An 18649-nucleotide genomic window follows, 5' to 3' on the forward strand; every position below is an offset into this window, starting at 1 on the left:
CTGGCCGATGGCCTGGCCGCGCCACCTCAGTCTTCCCGTCCCACGACGCACAGGGCCCAGATGACGAAGGCGTACAGCGCGATCAGGGTGAGCGACCAGACCGGGTAGTACGGGATCGAGAGGAAGTTGGCGATGATCAGCAGACCCGCTATACCGATCCCGACCACTCGGGCCCACGTCGCGCGCGTGAAGAGGCCGGCGCTCACGGCCATGGCGATCACTCCGAGGACCAGCTGGATCCAGCCCCAGCTGGTCAGGTCGAACTTGAAGACGTAGTTGGGGGTGTTCACGTACACGTCGTCGTTGGCGATCGCCATGATGCCCCGGAACAGGTCCAGAACACCGGCGATGAACAGCATGACTCCGGCGAACATCACCAGTCCGCCGGCACCCGCCCGGGTTGTTCCCGAGCGGTGGTGGGTCGTGGTCGCGGCCATGAGGAATCCTCGCTCTCTGAACAGATGCAACGCCAGGCGCTGCATCTCCGAGCCTGCCGGATGTCCCCCGGCGGGTGATCACCCGTGGCGGGTGAAGTCGGCGAGGTGAGGTACGGATGGCCGGTGGACAACCGGCCGAGGAGGGTGGGTACGGGCCCACACCCGCCCTGGCCGGTGAGGCCGTGCCACCACGACAACACCGGATGGACCTCAGGTCGTAGGTCCGCGGTCGGCTCACGAACGACCGATGGTCGCGCCCGCCCGCCGACGGACGTGGCCGATGCTGTCGGCGGCACCCGGCATCGATATCACCCGCTGCGGGCGATGCCCCTTCGGACAGGCGGGGCTCGACTGGAGTCCTGCAGGAACCGCAGCACCACACCCTCTGGAGAAGGAGCCGTGGAATGGCCGACGAAACGACCACGACAGGTGGGGTCAGCGCCCTCGCCGAGGCGGACGCACCCGTGTTCGAAACGCTGGTTCAGATGACGCTCGACACGTTCGAACGGTCGGGGCTGGACCCGGAGACCTACCTGCTGACGCGCATCGCGGCGCTGGTGGCCATGGATGCCTCGCCCGCCTCGTACCTGCTCAACGTCGGCGCCGCGGAAGAACTCGGCGTGCCCCTGGAGCAGATCCAGGGTGTCCTCGTGGCCGTCGCCCCCGTGGTCGGCAGCGCCCGCGTGGTGTCGGCTGCCCGCAACATCGGTGAGGCCTTCGGTCTGTCCCTGCCCGACGAGGGCGGGGAAGAAGGAGCGGCCACATGAATCTGGCCTACGACTACCCGGTCCTCGGGGTCTTCTGGACGACCATGTGGTTCTTCCTGTGGATCCTGTGGTTCGTCCTGCTCTTCCGCTGCATCGGTGACATCTTCCGGGACGACGCGCTCAGCGGAATGGGCAAGACGGGGTGGCTGATCTTCGTGGTCGTGCTCCCCTTCCTCGGCGTGTTCGTCTACGTCCTGGCCCGCGGCAAGGGCATGGGCGCGCGGGAGAGGCGGCATGCCCAAGCCCGGCAGCAGGCGTTCGACGACCACATCCGCGAGACCGCCGGTGGGGGCGCGCGCCCCGCGACCGAGGCGGAGCAACTCGCGAAGCTCTCCGAGATCCGTTCCAAGGGCGACATCTCGGACGACGAGTTCCAGCGGGCCAAGGAGAAGATCCTCCACTGACCACCGTGCATGCGGGAAGGGCGTGATCTCCGCTGGGAGGTCACGCCCTTCCCGCATGCCGGATCTCCTGGGGTCAGGCCGTCTCGGCGACCACCCGACCGTTGTGGACGGCGTCGACGAGTGCCTGGTGGTCCCGTTCGTTCTGGTCGGCGTAGCGCTCGGCGAACGTCACCAGCGCCCGGTCGAAGGCGTCGCCGCCGCCCAGGTAGGAGGCGATGGCGATCCGGTCGCCTGACCTCGCGTGGGCGCGTGCCAGGGTCGCGCCGCAGAGCGCTCCGAAGGTGCGCATGCCCCGCGGCACCATGTCCTCGGCCACCGCGACGCCCTTCCAGTCCCGCAACTGCCGTACGTAGAAGTCCCGTCGGCGGCCGTCGAGTCCGTCAACCCGCTCCCAGCCCAGGAAGATGTCGCTGGTGGCCTGCATCAGCCGCTGCCCGGAGACGACCCTCTCACCCTGATTCCGGTACGCGCTGCCCCCGACGTGGGGTGCCAGGACCGACTCGTCGGCCTCCTTGGCCTGCAGGAACAGCGGATCCTCGTCGTCCCTGCCCAGCAGGAGCACGATCCAGCAGCGGGTCCCCACACTGCCGACCCCGACCACCTTGCGCGCGATGTCGGCCACTCGGTGCTGTTCCAGGAGGAAGCGCCGGTCCGACTGCAGGCTCTGGCCGTAGCGCTCGATGAGCCGGAGGATCAGCTGCTCCAGCGTGCCGCGTTGGCCGTCCGACAGCAGGTCATGCAGGGGGGTGATCAGCGGTGGGTCGGGGGTGATCCGGCGCTTGCCGTCCACCATGTGGGTCAGTTTGTCGAAGACCTGCTGGGTGTCGTGCGAACGCGCCTTCGTCACCGCCCGCCCCCAGCGGTCGCGGCCCCGCGCGGACAGGTCCGCCCCGAACCGCTCACGTACCCAGTCCACGTCGAACTGGGCGTACCAGACGGCCATGTTGCCGAGTCCGGCGAACGCGCGCATGTTCTCGCGATAGGACTGCACCGCGGCCCGTACGACCGCGGCCCGCTCCTTGGTGCTGAAGCCGTTCAGCCGGCCGGCGATGACGAAGCTGGCGGCCAGGCGCTTGACGTCCCACTCCCAGGGGCCGGGCAGCGTCTCGTCGAAGTCGTTGATGTCGAACATGAGGCGGCGCTCGGGCGAGGCCAGCAGCCGGAAGTTCAGCATGTGCGCGTCGCCGCACAGCTGTGTCGTGATTCCCGACCTCGGCGTGTCCGCGAGGTCGGAGGCCATGATGGCGGCCGCCCCCCGGTAGAAGCGGAAGGGCGACTCGGTCATCCTGCCGTAGCGGATCGGTACGAGTTCGGGCACCCGGCTCGCCGACTGCTTCTCGATGATCTCCAAGGGGTCCGGCCGTTTCGGTCCGGGAGTGAACTCGGCATGGCTGCTGCGGGGTACGGTCGCCCGTGCCGCCTTGCCGAGTGCGGCCCGCTCCTGCGGTGTGTGGTCCCGAATCCGGTATCCGTCCACGTGGTCTGGGGTCATGGCGCCGCTCCAGGGGGTGGCCGCCGACGCCCGGGGCGGCGACGGCCGTCAGGGGGATCGACCGCTTCGGCCGACCGCTCCGACGCCCCGCGCCCTCGCCGCGCCCCATGCCATGACCGACACAGACGGCCACTGGTTCCGGAGCGCGCTCCGAGTCCCGCCGAGCCGATCAGGAATGACCGACCAAAGTACAATATATCCTGGTTTGATGCTCCGGGCGGCTCGGCGCCGGGAGCACCCGGGTTCCCACGTGACGGCTTCCCTGGCGATGCGTCAGGGAGCGGCGGCCGCGTGGACGTCGCTGGCCGGTGAGGGGCCGGTGTCCAGGAATTCACGGATGGCGAAGCCCACCAGCACGATCACCGTGGTCCACACCACGACCATCGTGGTCGGGTAGGTCCAGGTGAACAGGACGATCGCGGCGATGACCAGGATGGCTGCCCCGATCCAGCGCTTGAAGCGGTGCACGAACCGTCCGACCGCCCCCAGGCGAAGCCCGCCCGACGTCGCCACGTCGCGCAGGGCGCCGATGCTTCTGCGGCAGCTCTGCCGGACGAGGACGGCGATCCGGGACGGGCCGCTGAGGAAGGCGCCGATGGCGGTGATGAGGGCGACGGCACCGAGCGCCCGTACACCGGCGCGCAGGAACTTGATCAGCGCGTCGTACACCGCTCCGGCGGCGGCCGGAGACCCGCCGGGGGGCAGATGGTCGAGGTAGATGTCACGGAAGACGGTGAGCGTGATTCCGAGGAACAGCATGGCCGCGAACACCGCCAGCGCCGCGCCGATCAACGCGTGCCGGCGGTTGAACGCGGTGTACACCCCCGCGGCGGCGACCAGCAGGGCGATGACCGGCAGCCAGACACCCATGATCTGCAGCACCCTCAGATAGGTCTTGACCTTCCCGATGTCCTTCGACTGGAACACCACGAAGTCCGTGTGCACATCAGGGATCTTCGCGGCCGCTCCGAGGCCGGCAGCGACCAGCCGGTCCTTGACCTTGGCCACCAGCGGTCCCACGTCGATGGCCACCTCGCCGTCCTTCAGGGCGACCGCGCCGTTGTTGCTGCCCGTCAGGGCGTTGTCGAGCGCGCTGTGGATTGAGCGGTTCGCGCCGATCCAGACCGTTTCGAAGGCGCTGCTGCTGACCACCCGCTCCACCGTGCCGCTGACCAACTGCTTCAGACCGTTGGTGATCGGCGCCTTCAGGTTGCCGACCAGCTGGGCCGCCTTCGGCGGGACGCCCTTCTCCGACGCGGCGTCCTGCAGCTGCTTGACCAGCGCGTTCACGTCGATCTGGGCCAGCACCACGTTGGTGACCCGGTTGGTCACCGCCTTCTGCACATCCGGATCGGAGGCGAGCGGCCCCACCGTGGCGACATAGCGGTCGGTGTCCCGCACGATGCTGTTCGCCCACACCGCGACGACGGACAGCATCGAGAGGAGGGCCGCGAAAAGGATCAGCAGGACCGCGCCCGTGGAGCGAAACCGGTGATGCCGAGCCGCATGCGGGCGGGCGGTGCCCTCCAGGGCGCCTACCCGGTGCCGCAGCTCGTCCAGTTCACTGCGCTCCCGGGCCGAGAGCGGCTCGTCGCCTCCACTGTTCATGGGCATCAGAAGATCTGTACGGCGCCGTACGCGCGACCGGGGTGAGCCTGACGGGTGAATCGCCCACGATGTGCGACCGGTGCGGTGCGACGCCGCAATGGCTTGCGCACTGTGCCGACGGCCACCTGGCGATGCCTTCCCGATCGCGGATGGCGGCCTGAGCCGTCGGTCGGGATGCGAGGCGGTTTACCCCGTTGGATGGTGGAGTCATGAACCATCACCGCCAGCAGTCCCATCGGACGATCGACATCGACACCCGGCTCGTCAGGATCGGCGCCGTGCTCACCGCGGCCGGTGCCATGGTGGCGAGCGCCGGCATGGCCTTGGGGGCCGTGGCCGTGTTCACCGCGGGCCGGCGCATGATCCGCGACATGGACGTGCCCCCGACCCAGCAGGCGGCCGCGAAGTGGCAGCAGGCCAAAGAGGCGTCCCGAGCGGGTATGCGGGCGTGGCAGTCCGCGTCCGACGCCCAGAACGGGTCGCTCGCCCGCTAGTTCCAGGAGCTGTCCACGAAGCCGCTCCGCCCCTCCGGGTCCCGGTCCGGAGGGGTGCAGTGCTGCCCAGGTCTCGGGACCAGGCCCCGACGGCCCGCAGGTCTCGCCCCCTTACGGCGGACGGCCCAGCACCCCAGGTGCACAGCCAGCGGACGGGCGGGTCTCTCAGCGAGCGCACGGCTACTGCCGACGCGGGCTTGAGCCCTCTCCCGGCTTCGGCTCCGGCTCCGGCTTCGGCTCCGCGGGACGAGGTGTCAGCCTCGCCGTCGCGACGTAGGAGACCACGACCGCGACGATCACCAGCGGCATGACGGTGAGACCCTCCGCCCCGATCAGCAGCGTGGCAAGCAGGACGGAGACCAGCGGAAGCCCCAGCATCGTGGCGCTCATCGCTCCGATACCCATCGCGAACCCCGCGACCAGGCTGAGGCCTGGCAGGTGCGAGAACAGGATGCCGCCGGCCGCTCCCACGAACATCGCGGGAAAGATCGGGCCTCCCCTGAAACCACTGAGCGACGCGCAGTAGGCCAGGCCCTTGCACAGCACCAGCAGCGACAACGCTCCCACCGAATACGCGGCGTTGTGCGTCAGGAACGGATCCAGCGCCGTCTGGCCCGAGTACAACACGTCGGTCGCTGCTTTGCCGGTGCCCTCCGCGTAGCCGATCGCCAGCCCCGCCACGACCAGACCCAGGACCACCGTGGCCGGGAGCCGTCGCCTCTCGACGTGCGTCCTGAGCCGGACGGCGAGCCATCGGATTCCCACGCCCACCAGTGCGGCTGACAGTCCGATGACCAGAGCCCAGCCGAACTCCGCCGCTGTCGGGCGCGTGGCCTCGGGGACGTCGTGCAGTGCCAGCGAGTAGGTGCCCAGCCCGGTCCACGATCCCAGCCCGACGAAGATGAGTGCGCCGATGCCCGCAGCCAGCAGGCCGGGCACCAACACCACCGCCATCATCGGCCCACCCAGCCCCGAGGCTTCCATCAGGAGGAATGCTCCGAGCAGGGGCGATCCCAGCAGCGAGCTGACGGCCGCGAAACTGCCCGCCGCGCCCAACACCGCGCTCACCTGCTCCGGGGGGTTCCGTTTGATCATCCGCACGGCACCGGCGGCGAGCCCTCCGCCGAGCGCCAGGAGAGGTGCCTCGGGCCCGAGGACGGCGCCGAAGCAGAGCGTCGCCGTGGCGGCGAGAAAGATGCCGGGCAGCTCGACGGGTGCGGGCGGGCCGGCGGCCTTGAACCCGGCCGACGGTTCATGGCCGCCGTTACCCGGCAGATGCCTGATCGTCAGTGCCGTGAGGATTCCCCCTACGGCGAGCAGCGGCAGCGGCCACCACGGTGGCGTTCCGTCGAACCCCAGCGACCTGGGCAGATCCTTGTAGAGCAAAGGCTGGAGTTTGCCGACCAGTGCGAGGAAGCCGAACGCCGCCGCGGACACCGGCACACCGATCAGCGCGGACAGCACCAGAAGGAGCAGGTATGCGCGGCTTCGAAGGAGAGTCAGCGGGTCGGGCGGTGACGGGGACGTGGGTCCCGTTCTGGCGACCGGCATGCGCATTGCCTCCTCGCGATGCGGACCTCGTCGGGGTCGCGCGGGCCGCGCTCAGCGAACCTGGACCACTCCGTCACCTGGTACGACAGGCGCTGTTCCGAGCCTGGCACGCCGCTGCCGCCGGGGCATTCCAACGCCACCCATGCGGGTAACTACGACGCGTCACCCTTGACCGACCGGATCCGGACCGCCCCGGTCAAAGGTCGAGGATCACGTCGACGGGTGGCCGGGAGCAGCAGATGAGGACGTTGCCGTCGGCCGGGGCGTCGATGGGATCGGGGGAGTAGTCGACCTGCCCGGAGACGAGGGCGGTCTCGCAGGTGTGGCACACGCCGCTGCGGCAGGACCACCGGACGGGGACGTCGCAGGCTTCGGCCAGCTCCAGGAGGGTGTCGTAGCCGGGGTCCCATGGGACGGTGAGGCCGCTGCGGGCGAAGGAGACCGTCGGGCCGGTTCCTGGTCCCGGGGGTGCGGTCGGAAGGTGGGGCGCCGGCGCGTCGGTGGGCACGATGCCGGGGGTGATGGCGGACACCGAGCCGAAAATCTCCGTATGGATGCGGGAGGGGTCGGTACCGCCGTCCACCAGCGCCTTGCTCATGTCGTCCATGAAGGACACGGGTCCGCAGATGTAGGCGTCCGCCTCCGGCGGCAGGGCCAGATCGGCGAGGACCTCGCGGGAGAGCCGGCCGGCGCTCTGGTAGTCCTCACCGAGGCGGTCGTCGTCGCGCGGCCTGCTGTAGGTGATGTGCCGGTGGCTCGCGGGCAGTTGTGCCAGCAGGGTGCGGGTTTCGCCGGCGAAGGGGTGCTCGCTTCCGTCGCGTGCCCCGTGGACCCACCACACCGGGCGCGGATCGTGTTTGCCGGCCAGGCTGTTGAGCATGGCCAGCAGGGGGGTGGCTCCCACTCCGGCCGAGATCAGCACGAGGGGGGCCGAGGTGTCGCCCAGGACGAAGGTGCCTCGGGGGGCCGCCACTTCCAGGGTGTCGTGTACGGCCACGTGCTGACGCAGATAGCCGCTGCCGGCGCCGTGGGGCTCCTGTTTGACGCTGATGCGGTAGTACCCCTCACCGGGCTTTCCGGACAGCGAGTAGCTGCGGATGACGGGAGGGCCGAGCGGATCAGGGCGCATACGTACGGTGATGAACTGGCCCGGCAGAGCCGGAGGGAGCGGATGGCCGTCCGGGGCGTCGAGGCGGAGCGAGAAGATGCTGGTGCTCTCCGGGACGATGCCGGTGACGGCGAGGGAGCGGAAGCCCGGCCAGGCCGGCGGCGCGCTGCCCGCGGCGGCGCTGAGACCGGCGTTCCCCGTGGTCCTGCCCGTGCTGTCGTAGCCGTCGAGGAGCGACCGCATGGAGGTCTTCCAGCCGGGGCTCAGGGCGGGGATGCGCAGGGCCCGCTCGAGTTGGCGGCGGGGGTGGTCCGGCTTGTAGAGGAGCGCGTCGATCTCCGCCACCGTCATGCTCTCCGGGCCGGAGGCGATCTTGTGGATCTCGTCCCCCGCCTCGACGGTTCCTTCGGCCAGGACCTTCAGGTAGAAGCCGGGACGTGCGTGGGCGACGAGGAGGGCGGGCATCCGGGGTTCGTTCATCCGCAGGCCCACGCGGTAGCAGGTGACACGGGGCTGCGTCACCTCGAACACGGCGGTGCCGATGCGGTATTGGTCGCCGATGCAGACCTTGTCGTCGGGCAGACCGTCGACCGTGAAGTTCTCGCCGAACTGGCCGTGGGTGAAGTCGTCGCGCCCGAGGTGCTGCTGCCAGTGCCGGTAGGAGTCGAGCTGGTAGACGAGTACGGCGCGGTGGGGGCCGCCGTGTCCGCCGAGATCGCCCTGTCCGTCGCCTTCGATGTTGAGCCGCCGGACCATGAGAGGACCGGTGGCCGGCCGCTTCCAGATACCCGTGTGCGTGATGCGGCCCTTCCAGGGCACGTCCTGTGGCAGTCCCACATTCACCGCGATCAGTGTCGCCATGCGCGCATCTCCTGTCGGGTGGACATCCCTCGGGAGCCACGCTAGTCCGCCGGGTCGCGATGGCAACTCATGCCCGGTTCCGGTCTCACGCCGGAGTGATACGCCATCAGCTGACTTCTCCCGGCCGCGTTGTCGCCCGGACGCCCGGTGCACGGCTGGTGGCCGGAGCCCTGCGCCCGGGGTCCGCCGTACGTCCTTCCGGTCGGCGTACGGCGGTCACGGCGCGTGAACGGCCCGTGTGGTCGCGGGTCGGCTCAGGTGCCCGTGGTGTGCGAGGGGGTGCGTGCCGCGTGGCGTTGTGCGCGCAGTGTCTCCAGCAGGCGCAGCCAGATCTCGCTGACGGTGGGGTAGCTGGGCACGACGTGCCACAGCGTGGACAGCGGGATGCGTCCCACGATCGCCGTGGTCGCCGCGTGCACGAGTTCCGCGGTATTCGGGCCGGCGAACGTCGCTCCCACCACCAGGTCCCGGGCAGGGTCGACGACCAGCTTGGCGCGGCCGCGGTAGTCGGGGCGGAGGACGTAGGTTCCCGCGAGCGCCGCGAGGTCGTATTCGACGACTTCCGGGTCGAGGCCCTGTTCACGTGCCTGCTGTTCGGTGAGGCCGGCGCTGCCGACCTCGGTGGTGGTGAAGACGACCTGGGGTACGCAGGCGTGTCCGGCCGCCGCCGACGGCAGATCGCTGAGGCCCGCGTGGCGCGCCGCGATGACCTCGCCGGCGATACGGGCCTGGTACTTGCCCATGTGAGTCAGCAGTGCGCGGCCGCACACGTCCCCGATCGCGTACAGCCAGTCTCCGGGTACACCGCGTACGGCCTGGTGGTCGTCTACGTCGAGGTGTCCGCCGGGGGACACACCGATGGTCTCCAGGCCGATGTCCTCGGTGTTGGGCGTACGGCCGGCGGCCACGAGGATCTCGTCGGCCAGGATGAGCGTGCCGTCGTCGAGGGTCGCACTCACCTCACCCCCGTGGACCCTGCCCGTGCCCGTGTCGCGGGGGTCGGCGCGCTCGACACGGGAGATGGTGCGCCCCGGACACAGCCGGACGCCCGCTTCGCGGAGGTCCTGGCCGACGAGGCTTCCCACGAAGGGTTCGTGGCGGGGCAGGAGCTGCCCACCGCGATGCACGACACTCACCTCGGCCCCCAGACCGCGAAGCCAGGTGGCTGCCTCACAGGCGACCACGCCGCCGCCCAGGACGACCACGCGCCGCGGCACCTCCTTCATGTTCGTCGCGTCCCGGGAGTCCCAGGGCAGGGCAGCCCGCAGACCGGGGATGTCCGGGCGGGCGGGGCGGGAACCGGTATCCACGACCACGGCGTGTTCGGCCCTCAGGGTCCGGGTTCCGCCGTCGGGCAGGCGGACCTCGATCGTCCGTTCACCGGCGAGCCTTCCGTAGCCGTGCACCACGTCGATCCCGGTCTTCAGCGCCCAGGTCACCTGTGAGGTGTCGTCCAGGTCGTTGATCACGCGGTCGCGCCGCTGGAGCACTCCGGGCGGATCGAGCCGCGCCGACACTCCGGGCAGGTGGGCGGCGGCTTCGACCACCTCCACGGGACGCAGAAGGGCTTTGCTGGGCATGCACGCCCAGTACGAGCATTCGCCGCCCACGAGTTGGTCCTCGACCAGCACCGAGGAGAGCCCCGAGAACTGGCTCGCGTACTGGGCGGCCACCTCGCCCGCCGCGGCGGCACCGAGGACGATCACGTCCCAGGTCGAGCGATCGGGGTCCACGGCTGCGGTCATGAGCATCTCCGGGTGGTTCTGGTGCAGGGGCAGGGCAGGGCAGGGGTGCGGTGTAGCGGTGCCGGCAGTCGATCTTCGGACGACCGGCGACCGGCGACAGGCGACGGGCGCAGGTTGCATGCGACGCGAAGGTGCCTGCGCGGGCGCGTCGAGTCGGCCACCGCGCGACGCCCGGAGGCGGCAGCCTCATCCCGCGTTGCCCCCGGGCGCGGCGGATCTCCGGATCCGGCTCGGCCGGTCCTGGGATCACTCCTCGCGTTCGAACTCCGCCTGCGCCCGCTGGGCGTCCAGCTCGTCCTGGGCGGTCCGGTAGATGTCGCTGACCATTTGTCGGGCGGCCCGGCTGTCCGGAGCTCCGGAGAGGCTCTGAACGCGATCGGCCCACTCGTCCACCCCATGCGGTGTCTCCGTGTTTTCCTTCATCTCTCGTTTGTACTCCTCCGCGCGGCCGGCTGCCTTTCGGACCGGTCGCGGAGACGGTCCGGGGTCCGCGGCCCCACCGACGGGTTCGCGGTCAGCTGCCGGCGGCGGCCGCGTCGAGTGCGCTGAGGGCCGCGTCGAGACGGCGGGTGGCCTCTTCGGCGACCGGGCGCAGCGCGTCGAGTTCCGTGAGGGCGACCATCGTGTTCGGGTCGAGGGCCTGTACGACGGTTCGGTCACCCTCGCGGCGGACGACGACGTTGCAGGGCAGGAGCAGCCCGATGGAGCGGTCGGTCTCCAGCGCCCGGTGGGCGAGCGGCGGATTGCAGGCGCCGAGGATGACGTAGTCCTCCATGTCGTGGTCGAGCTTCGCCTTGAGGGTGGCGGTGACGTCGATCTCGGTGAGGATGCCGAAGCCCTGGGCGGCGAGGGCTTCGCGTGTGTGCGTGAGGGTGGTGGCGAAGTCGGTGGCGAGGTGCACGGAGCGGTCGTAGCGCATGGCGGTGGCCCTTCTCTTCGGCTGATGTGGGGCGGGGAGGTGGCTTGCTGTGCGCGGGGGTGTGCGTGCTGCCCGGTGGAGGCGATATGCGGGCGGAGACATACCCCCGGGGGTAATCGGCTTTCCTTGTCGAATATACCCCCGGGGGTAATGTCCGGTCGGGTGGCGCCGGTCGGCCGCGCGTGTTCCGGCCAGGCCGAGACCTGCCTCGCTGCGCAGTCGTAGGGGCGGGAAGTGACCGGTGTGCCGCCAACGCGCTGCTTGCGGCCGATCGGCTCCTTCAGGCCCGGCGGGCGCCTGGACCGTGTGCGGGAGCGGGCGCTCGGTCGTGGGAGAAACCCCAGGGGGTGTTTATGGAGTGCCTGGGTTCGCCGCTCGCCTGTACGTCCGTGCCCGGAGCGGCCCTCGACCCGGCGGCGGGAGGGCCGCCTTCGCTGGACCCGGGGTCGGCCGAGGTGGTCGCTGAGGGCGCTGTCCTGCCGTTTCCGCGTTCGTGCCGACAGGGCCGCGGAAAGAGTGCAGTAGATTACCCCCGGGGGTATCGACGAGGAGTGACTGATGGAGCTGGAACTCGAGGGCACGGAACTCCGAGCGGTCCTGAACCGGCTGCGCCGGGCTCAGGGGCAGCTCGCCGGGGTGATCCGGATGATCGAGGAGGGCCGTGACTGCGAGGACGTCGTCACGCAGCTCGCCGCCGCTTCACGCGCTCTGGACCGCGCCGGCTTCGCCATCATCGCCACCGGCCTGCAGCAGTGCCTCACGGGCCCGAACGACGGTGAAGGACCCGGTGAGGACCGCGAGGTGATGCGGGCCCGCCTGGAGAAGCTGTTCCTGTCCCTCGCCTGACGGGTGTGCGGCCGCGGACACCGGGGCGCGCGGGCTGACACCTCGCCGGCGTTCGCTGCCGTCGTCGACCGGTGGCGGAACCGTCAACTCTTCGGACCAGGGCGCGCCTCAGCCGACGGCCGGTTGCCCGGCCGTCGGCTGGAGTGCTTACCCCGCAGCTCGCTCAGTGACGCAGTACCGCCGCTTCCGCCGCCGGGGTGAGGACGCGTGCCGCGCTGCGGTACGTGCAGATGCCCACGGCCAGCAGCCAGTAGCTGAGGATGGCGCCCATCATGGCGGTCGTGCCCCAGCCGTTGGCGGCGTAGAAGAACGAGGGGTCGTTGCCGAAGAACAGTGACGGCACGAAGGCCAGGCTGAGGCCGGCCAGGACGTGGGCCGAGCGGCCGGTCCAGCGCGGCAGCAGGTGGGTGCGGGACACGGCATGGCCGAGCGCCGTCAGGAAGAGCGCCAGCATGAGCCGGGAGATCGAGCCGTAGAGGATGTAGGTGCCGCTCACGTCGATGGTCGGGTCGATCGGGTGGTCGACGGCGATGACCGCGCCTGCCTCGAGGCCCATCGAGACGAGGGTGATCGTGGCGTACACGAGGCCCGTGGCGAAGGCGATCGAGCCGATCCATTCGTGCGCCGGGCTGACCCGTCTGACCAGCTCCCGGAAGGCCGTGACGAACACGACCAGGGAGGCGAGCGCGACGATTCCGACGAGGAGCCGGGACAGGACGTTGGCGTCCGGCGGCGGGCCGGAGTAGAGGAAGTACAGCGGCACCTGGACGATCAGGGCGATCGCGGCGATGACGGCGGCGAGGCCGGTCAGGCGCCGGGCGACGGCTTCGGGCATGGGATCCCCCGAGTTCTCGGTGTGGCGGATTCGGTGCCGGCGGCCGCGTGTTCGCGCTCGTTCCCGCCGACATGTGAAGCCTGCCGTTCCCGAGGCGCGCAGTCCCTGGGCCTGAGCACCGGATCCGGGGGTGTACCTACCACCACCCCTGCGGTGCGCCTCGCACAGTGAGCCGGTGAGCCGGTGAGCCGGTGAGCCGGTGGGCCGATGACCGGATGCCGCGAGAAGACGACCGTCACGCGCCCGCACTGCCCCCTCACTGTGTGCCATGAGGCCCTCGCATCGGGACATCTGTGGCGGAGCTGCCTCAAACCCGCCATAGGGTTCGCCTCATGATCCTCTCTGTGCCCGCTCGTCCTCCGTCGCCGACGGCGAGGAGGCCGACCCGTCCACTGCTCGGCCCCAGTTGGTTCGCGGCCGTGATGGGCACCGGCATCGTCGCTGACGCGGCGGTCGCCCTGCCGTGGGGTTTCCCGTGGCTGCGGAATGCCGCCACGGCGGTCTGGCTGGGTGCCGCGCTGCTGTTGGTGCTGCTGGCCGTCGGCTACCTCCGGCAGGGGGCGGCGCGGTCGCACGCCGCCGATCCCGTGACGGCCCAGTTCTTCGGTGCGCCGCCGATGGCCCTGCTCACGGTGGGTGCCGGGGCGCTGCTGCTCGGCAAACGAGTGATCGGGCTCGAGGCGGCTCTGTACGTGGACTGGGTGCTGTGGTCCCTCGGCACCGCCCTCGGCCTGGTCACCGCCTGCGCCGTGCCCTACCTGATGATGACCCGTCACCGGTTCGCGCCCGACGCGGCGTTCGGCGGCTGGTTGATGCCGGTGGTGCCGCCGATGGTCTCCGCCGCGACGGGCGCGCTCCTCGTTCCCTACGCACCGGCCGGACAGATGCGGCTCGCCCTGCTGCTGGGCTGCTACGCGATGCTCGGACTCGGACTCATCGCGACACTGCTGGTGCTGGCCATGATCTACGGCCGTCTGGTGCACCACGACGCGCCCACCGCGACCGTGGTGCCGACGGTGTGGATCGGCCTGGGAGCCCTGAGCCAGTCGGTCACGGCGCTCGGGGCGCTGGCCGTGGCGGCGCCGGGTGCGCTGCCCGCGTTGTACGCACGTGGCGGTGCGGTGTTCGCGCTGCTGGGCGGCTTGGTGATGTGGGGTTTCGCCATGCTGTGGCTGGCGCTCGCCGCAGGGCTGACCGCACGGACGATCCGGCACGGGTTGCCCTTCGCGCCGACGTGGTGGTCCTTCATCTTCCCGGTCGGTGCCTGCGTGACCGCCACCGGCAGCCTCGCGGCGCAGACCGGCTCGAACCTCTTCACCTGGGCGGCCGTCGTGCTCTACGCGCTGCTCGTCCTGGCCTGGGTGGTGGTGGCCGGCCACTCGGTGCGGCACGCCGCCAGGCACGTCAGGTGCGTGTGGTGTCCCCGCGCGGAGCCGCGAGTCGTGCCGGCTGTTCACCCATGCCCCGGGTTCCGGTCAGCGGTGTGCGGACGTGAGGCCGGAGGGTCCGGGCAAGGCTGACGTGTCGGGCGCCACCGAGGGCGACGACGGGGTCGAGGGGCAGGCCGTCGCGCAGGGCCGCCTGCTCCAGAAGGACGTCCGCCGCCGTCATGATGTCGGCGGCGCCGCGCATTCAAGCCTGTCCCTCGAAGGCCGCCGGGCCGATGCCATGTCCCGATGTGAGGCTGCCATGTCCTTTCCGGGAGTCCCTTCCGCTCTCGCGACGTCCTAGCCTCGCCGGTGTGACACGAACGGGCCGGCTCGCCTCCCCTTGATGTGAGGCGACAACCGTGGGTCCGATGGGGGACGACCAGGCGGCCCGGCCGTGTCGACCATCGGTATTCCAGATCAGGGAAGAAGGCGATCCACCCCGTGGCATCGCAATCACTCACCGGGGAACCGGTGCTTCAGGGGCGCGCGTTCGGCCTCAACGAATGGCTCGTGGACGAACAGTACGAGCGGTATCTGAACGACCCCGACTCGGTCGATGAGGCATGGAGACAGTTCTTCACCTCGTCGGCAACAGTGCCGGCGCAGCCGACCGGCGCAAGCGTGACAGCACACGAAGACGCGGAAGAGGCGGCGGTCAAGGCCGTCCGTGTCGCCGCGCTCATCCACGCGTACAGGGTGCGCGGACATCTGGTGGCCGACACCGACCCGCTCAACAGCCCGGCGGCCACGCACCCCGAACTCGACATCACGGCGTTCGGGCTACGGGACGCGGAAGTGGAAAGGGAGTTCGTCGTCGACGGATTCGCCGGACGGGCCACCATGAAACTCCGGGACGTTCTCCACGTCCTGCGGGAGTCGTACTGCCGCACGGTCGGCACCGAATACATGCACATCCAGTCCTTCGGCGAACGTCGCTGGATTCAGCAGCGGATCGAATCGCCTCAGCCCCGGCCCGACCGGGCCGAACAGTTGCAGATTCTGTACCGGTTGGGGGCGGCTGAGGCTTTCGAGACGTTCCTGCAGACCAAATACGTGGGCCAGAAAAGGTATTCACTCGAAGGCGGCGAGTCGGCGATCGTGCTGCTCGACGCCCTGTTGCTCCGTGCCATCGGGCAGGGAACGAGTGAAGCCGTCATCGGTATGGCGCACCGTGGCCGGCTGAATGTCCTGGCCAACATCGTGGGGAAGTCCTACGCGGACATTTTCCACGAGTTCGAGGACGCGGTGGACGTGCGCTCGGTGCAGGGATCCGGCGACGTGAAGTACCACCTGGGGGCCGAGGGCACCTACCGTGCTCTGAACGGTGGCACGATCGCGGTCTCCGTCGTGGCGAACCCCTCGCATCTGGAGATCGTCGGGCCGGTCGCACAGGGGGTCGTCCGCGGCAAGCAGGACCAGGCCACTGACGGTGACGCAGCCCGCGCCGTCCTGGCGATCGCCGTCCACGGCGATGCCGCGTTCGCCGGTCAGGGTGTGGTCTCCGAGACGTTGAACATGTCGCAGCTGCCCGGCTACCGCACCGGTGGCACGGTCCACCTCGTCATCGACAATCAGCTCGGTTTCACGACCTCAGCCGCCGACGCACGCTCAAGTGCGTATGCCACCGACGTGGCACGGGCGGTCCAGGCCCCCATCTTCCACGTCAACGGAGACGACCCCGAGGCCGTCGCCCGGGTCGCGCGTGGCCTTCGACTATCGCCAGGCGTTCCACAAGGACGTCGTGGTGGACCTGATCTGCTACCGGCGCCACGGACACAGCGAGGTCGACGACCCGTCCATCACACAGCCGGCGATGTACGACCGCATCGACGCCACGCCTTCGGTGCGCACGCTGTACGCCGAGTCGCTGGTTCGCCGCGGGGACATCGACGAGCGGCAGGCGAAGGGCGCTCTCCGGGACTACCGGGGTCACCTCGAGCGCGCCTTCGCCGAAACCCGGACGCCGGCGGCGCCCACCTCAGTGCATCCCGTTGATCCGGGGGTCGTCGAGGACGAAGTCGTCCCTCCGACGGTCACCGCGATCGCGGAGGCGATCGCCCGGCGCGTCATCGCGTCGCAGACCGCACTGCCGCCGGGCTTCACCGTGCACCCGCGCGTTCTGCCGCAGCTCCAGAGGCGTGCCGCGATGCCGGACGTGGGGACGATCGACTGGGCTGCCGCGGAGACTCTGGCCATCGGCTCCCTGCTCCTGGACGGTGTTCCGGTGCGGCTGACCGGGCAGGACTCCCGCCGCGGCACGTTCGGCCAACGGCATGCCGTGCTGACCGACCGGCGCACCGGCGTGGAGCACACACCGCTGAGGTCCCTCGGCCCGCAGGCCGCGGACTTCACGCCCTACGACTCGATGCTGTCCGAACTGGCGGCGCTGGCCTTCGAGTACGGCTACTCCCTGGCGCGCCCCGACGCCCTGGTGCTGTGGGAGGCCCAGTTCGGCGACTTCGCCGACGGCGCCCAGACGGTCGTGGACGAGTACATCTCGTCGGCCGAACAGAAATGGGGGCAGCGCTCAGGGGTGACGCTCCTGCTGCCGCACGGCCTGGAGGGTCAGGGACCGGACCACTCCTCCGGCAGGATCGAGCGATTCCTCCAGCTGTGCGCGCAGGACAACATGACCGTCGCTGTGCCCTCACTGCCGAGCAACTACTTCCATCTGCTCCGGCAGCAAGCCCTCGCCGAGCGCAGAAGGCCACTGGTCGTCTTCACTCCGAAATCGATGCTGCGGTCGAAGGCGGCCACCTCCGCCCTGACGGAGTTCACCACAGGCGCCTTCCGCGCTGTCGTCCCCGACGACGTGGTGGACGCCGACCGGGTCCGGCGCGTACTGGTGTGCTCGGGCAAGGTCTTCTACGACCTGGACGCCCATCGGCGGGGCTCCGGCCTCTCGGACACCGCGATCGTCCGCCTGGAGCGTCTCCACCCGTTCCCCGCCGATGAACTCCGCGCGGAGCTCTCGCGTTTCCCTGCCTGGGCCGAGGTGCGGTGGGTGCAGGAGGAGCCGGAGAACCAAGGTGCCTGGTCGTTCCTGTGGCCGCGCATCCAGCGGCTGACGGATCGTCCCGTCGGATGCGTCAGCCGGCCGCAGGCCCCGGCTCCCGCCGTGGGCTCCGCCCGGCGGCATGCCGACCAGCAGCGGGATCTGGTGGCGTCGGCCTTCCGCTGACTTCGCCTGCCCCGCGGAGCGGCCGTCAGGGTCGTTGGGGGCCGACACCCGACGCCGGTTGGGGCCGACGCCTGACGGCCGGTTGGGGTCGACGCCTGACGCCGGTCGGGGCCGACGCCGTATGGTCGCGCCGCCGACGGCATCCTGCTGAGCCGCGGGATCCCGGCCCGGCGGGCCGCTCCCCGCGGTCGGCCGGCCGAACCGCAGACACCGCATCGCCCCGCGGCCGGATCTCCGGCCGCGGGCTCACCTCTGTGGGGTCCGTGACGTGTCAGGCCGCGCGTTGCCGTGACTTCTTCCGCAGCGTCCGGGCTGTGGCAGTGATCGTCAGGTGGATGCCGACGAAGCCGAGCTGGGCGCCGAAGGCCGTCACACCGGCGGCGACGGCGAAGCTGAGGGCGTAGCCGGCCGCGGTGGCGGTCGTCGCGTCGACGCCCGCATGCCGTAGCGCGGTGGTGTGACTGGTGCCCGCCGAGACCTGCGGCCGGCCGCGCTTCGCCGCCCGGCTCTCCGCGACGAGTCTCGGGGTGGCGAGGGTCCGCGACGGCGGCGTAGCTGTTGACGACCGAGGCCAGGCCCGTCGTGGTGAAGCCGAGGTCTCGCGGGATGGGGGCAGCGCGATGTTGACCACGGTCACGTCGAGCAGCAACATCACCTGTGCGAGGCAGATGACACCGAGCGGGCGTCATCGTGCGTGGATCGGGTTCGGGGGTCGGAGTGGTCGAACTCGTCGTCGATCGCCTTCTGTTCGGCCGGGCCGGCGCGTCTCGGCCGCCTGTCGGCGGGACGAGGCCACGAACACGGGCCGCGCCCACGGACATCAGTGACGCGTTGAACCGCCGGGGGCCGCGTGGCCGTGGCCGCAGACGGGGACAACCAGGCCGCACTCCCGGTCCTCGCCTCGACGTGCGTCGGTCGGCGACGACTCGCACTCGGGTGACCTGTAGGCCGTCGTCGCGCGAATAGTCGTA

15 protein-coding genes and 1 pseudogene are annotated in these 18649 nt (G+C 70.4%); 6 read left to right on the plus strand and 10 right to left on the minus strand.

Features of this window, described 5'->3' with window-relative positions; genetic code table 11:
* Positions 1 to 26: 26 nt before the first annotated feature.
* The gene (locus tag ABZT03_RS06625; RefSeq protein WP_356034394.1) at positions 27 to 437 is read right to left on the minus strand and encodes a hypothetical protein; all 411 of its coding nucleotides are present in this window, start codon (positions 435 to 437) and stop codon (positions 27 to 29) included.
* 404 nt (positions 438 to 841) lie between these two features.
* Here ABZT03_RS06625 and ABZT03_RS06630 point away from each other — a divergent pair, with 404 nt between their 5' ends.
* On the plus strand, positions 842 to 1204 hold the full coding sequence (locus ABZT03_RS06630; RefSeq protein WP_356034397.1) for a carboxymuconolactone decarboxylase family protein: 363 nt from the start codon (positions 842 to 844) through the stop codon (positions 1202 to 1204).
* The gene (locus tag ABZT03_RS06635; protein WP_356034399.1) at positions 1201 to 1608 is read left to right on the plus strand and encodes an SHOCT domain-containing protein; all 408 of its coding nucleotides are present in this window, start codon (positions 1201 to 1203) and stop codon (positions 1606 to 1608) included. The genes ABZT03_RS06630 and ABZT03_RS06635 overlap by 4 nt, the downstream gene beginning before the upstream one ends.
* A gap of 73 nt (positions 1609 to 1681) precedes the next feature.
* On the opposite strand, the gene ABZT03_RS06640 is transcribed toward ABZT03_RS06635, so the two are convergent.
* Entirely contained in the window at positions 1682 to 3100 is a 1419-nt protein-coding gene (locus tag ABZT03_RS06640; protein ID WP_356034402.1) for a DUF2252 domain-containing protein, read from the minus strand.
* A 273-nt stretch (positions 3101 to 3373) separates the two neighbouring features.
* Positions 3374 to 4714 (minus strand): hypothetical protein, encoded by a 1341-nt coding sequence (locus ABZT03_RS06645; RefSeq protein ID WP_356034404.1) that lies wholly within the window; start codon positions 4712 to 4714, stop codon positions 3374 to 3376.
* A 203-nt stretch (positions 4715 to 4917) separates the two neighbouring features.
* Between ABZT03_RS06645 and ABZT03_RS06650 the strand changes: the two genes are divergently transcribed.
* On the plus strand, positions 4918 to 5202 hold the full coding sequence (locus tag ABZT03_RS06650) for a hypothetical protein (protein WP_356034406.1): 285 nt from the start codon (positions 4918 to 4920) through the stop codon (positions 5200 to 5202).
* A gap of 180 nt (positions 5203 to 5382) precedes the next feature.
* Here the strand turns inward: ABZT03_RS06650 and ABZT03_RS06655 are convergent, their stop codons facing one another.
* The 5 genes from ABZT03_RS06655 to ABZT03_RS06675 all read right to left on the minus strand — a co-directional run bounded on the left by ABZT03_RS06655 (position 5383) and on the right by ABZT03_RS06675 (position 11386).
* Positions 5383 to 6753 (minus strand): chloride channel protein, encoded by a 1371-nt coding sequence (locus ABZT03_RS06655; protein ID WP_356034409.1) that lies wholly within the window; start codon positions 6751 to 6753, stop codon positions 5383 to 5385.
* A 196-nt stretch (positions 6754 to 6949) separates the two neighbouring features.
* Positions 6950 to 8722: an MOSC and FAD-binding oxidoreductase domain-containing protein gene (locus ABZT03_RS06660; RefSeq protein ID WP_356034412.1), complete on the minus strand. Its 1773-nt coding sequence runs from the start codon at positions 8720 to 8722 to the stop codon at positions 6950 to 6952.
* Between the two features lie 254 nt (positions 8723 to 8976).
* Entirely contained in the window at positions 8977 to 10467 is a 1491-nt protein-coding gene (locus ABZT03_RS06665) for an NAD(P)/FAD-dependent oxidoreductase (protein ID WP_356034415.1), read from the minus strand.
* 246 nt (positions 10468 to 10713) lie between these two features.
* The gene (locus ABZT03_RS06670) at positions 10714 to 10890 is read right to left on the minus strand and encodes a hypothetical protein (protein WP_356034418.1); all 177 of its coding nucleotides are present in this window, start codon (positions 10888 to 10890) and stop codon (positions 10714 to 10716) included.
* Between the two features lie 91 nt (positions 10891 to 10981).
* Positions 10982 to 11386, minus strand: coding sequence for a DUF302 domain-containing protein (locus ABZT03_RS06675; protein ID WP_356034420.1), 405 nt, complete (start codon positions 11384 to 11386; stop codon positions 10982 to 10984).
* Positions 11387 to 11944: 558 nt separating this feature from the next.
* Between ABZT03_RS06675 and ABZT03_RS06680 the strand changes: the two genes are divergently transcribed.
* On the plus strand, positions 11945 to 12232 hold the full coding sequence (locus tag ABZT03_RS06680; RefSeq protein WP_356034423.1) for a metal-sensitive transcriptional regulator: 288 nt from the start codon (positions 11945 to 11947) through the stop codon (positions 12230 to 12232).
* Positions 12233 to 12395: 163 nt separating this feature from the next.
* Here the strand turns inward: ABZT03_RS06680 and ABZT03_RS06685 are convergent, their stop codons facing one another.
* A complete protein-coding gene (locus tag ABZT03_RS06685; RefSeq protein ID WP_356034426.1) occupies positions 12396 to 13067 on the minus strand; it encodes a hypothetical protein in 672 nt (223 codons plus the stop codon).
* A 332-nt stretch (positions 13068 to 13399) separates the two neighbouring features.
* Here ABZT03_RS06685 and ABZT03_RS06690 point away from each other — a divergent pair, with 332 nt between their 5' ends.
* Both ABZT03_RS06690 and ABZT03_RS06695 read left to right on the plus strand, forming a co-directional pair.
* Positions 13400 to 14587 (plus strand): TDT family transporter, encoded by a 1188-nt coding sequence (locus ABZT03_RS06690; RefSeq protein WP_356034429.1) that lies wholly within the window; start codon positions 13400 to 13402, stop codon positions 14585 to 14587.
* Positions 14588 to 14968: 381 nt separating this feature from the next.
* Positions 14969 to 17678 (plus strand): annotated as a pseudogene (locus tag ABZT03_RS06695) (multifunctional oxoglutarate decarboxylase/oxoglutarate dehydrogenase thiamine pyrophosphate-binding subunit/dihydrolipoyllysine-residue succinyltransferase subunit); the annotation flags it as partial.
* Between the two features lie 271 nt (positions 17679 to 17949).
* On the opposite strand, the gene ABZT03_RS06700 reads toward ABZT03_RS06695, so the two are convergent.
* Complete coding sequence (locus ABZT03_RS06700) at positions 17950 to 18333, minus strand: hypothetical protein (protein ID WP_356034431.1); 384 nt, start codon at positions 18331 to 18333, stop codon at positions 17950 to 17952.
* Between the last annotated feature and the right edge of the window lie 316 nt (positions 18334 to 18649).

This window comes from Streptomyces sp. NPDC005574 (assembly GCF_040605435.1).
Classification (GTDB): Bacteria; Actinomycetota; Actinomycetes; order Streptomycetales; family Streptomycetaceae; genus Streptomyces.

Coding starts and splice junctions, on each gene's coding strand:
- ABZT03_RS06625 (WP_356034394.1), bottom strand. CDS start 437: ATGGCCGCGACCACGACCCACCACCGCTCGGGAACAACCCGGGCGGGT.
- ABZT03_RS06630 (WP_356034397.1), top strand. CDS start 842: ATGGCCGACGAAACGACCACGACAGGTGGGGTCAGCGCCCTCGCCGAG.
- ABZT03_RS06635 (WP_356034399.1), top strand. CDS start 1,201: ATGAATCTGGCCTACGACTACCCGGTCCTCGGGGTCTTCTGGACGACC.
- ABZT03_RS06640 (WP_356034402.1), bottom strand. CDS start 3,100: ATGACCCCAGACCACGTGGACGGATACCGGATTCGGGACCACACACCG.
- ABZT03_RS06645 (WP_356034404.1), bottom strand. CDS start 4,714: ATGCCCATGAACAGTGGAGGCGACGAGCCGCTCTCGGCCCGGGAGCGC.
- ABZT03_RS06650 (WP_356034406.1), top strand. CDS start 4,918: ATGAACCATCACCGCCAGCAGTCCCATCGGACGATCGACATCGACACC.
- ABZT03_RS06655 (WP_356034409.1), bottom strand. CDS start 6,753: ATGCCGGTCGCCAGAACGGGACCCACGTCCCCGTCACCGCCCGACCCG.
- ABZT03_RS06660 (WP_356034412.1), bottom strand. CDS start 8,722: ATGGCGACACTGATCGCGGTGAATGTGGGACTGCCACAGGACGTGCCC.
- ABZT03_RS06665 (WP_356034415.1), bottom strand. CDS start 10,467: ATGACCGCAGCCGTGGACCCCGATCGCTCGACCTGGGACGTGATCGTC.
- ABZT03_RS06670 (WP_356034418.1), bottom strand. CDS start 10,890: ATGAAGGAAAACACGGAGACACCGCATGGGGTGGACGAGTGGGCCGAT.
- ABZT03_RS06675 (WP_356034420.1), bottom strand. CDS start 11,386: ATGCGCTACGACCGCTCCGTGCACCTCGCCACCGACTTCGCCACCACC.
- ABZT03_RS06680 (WP_356034423.1), top strand. CDS start 11,945: ATGGAGCTGGAACTCGAGGGCACGGAACTCCGAGCGGTCCTGAACCGG.
- ABZT03_RS06685 (WP_356034426.1), bottom strand. CDS start 13,067: ATGCCCGAAGCCGTCGCCCGGCGCCTGACCGGCCTCGCCGCCGTCATC.
- ABZT03_RS06690 (WP_356034429.1), top strand. CDS start 13,400: ATGATCCTCTCTGTGCCCGCTCGTCCTCCGTCGCCGACGGCGAGGAGG.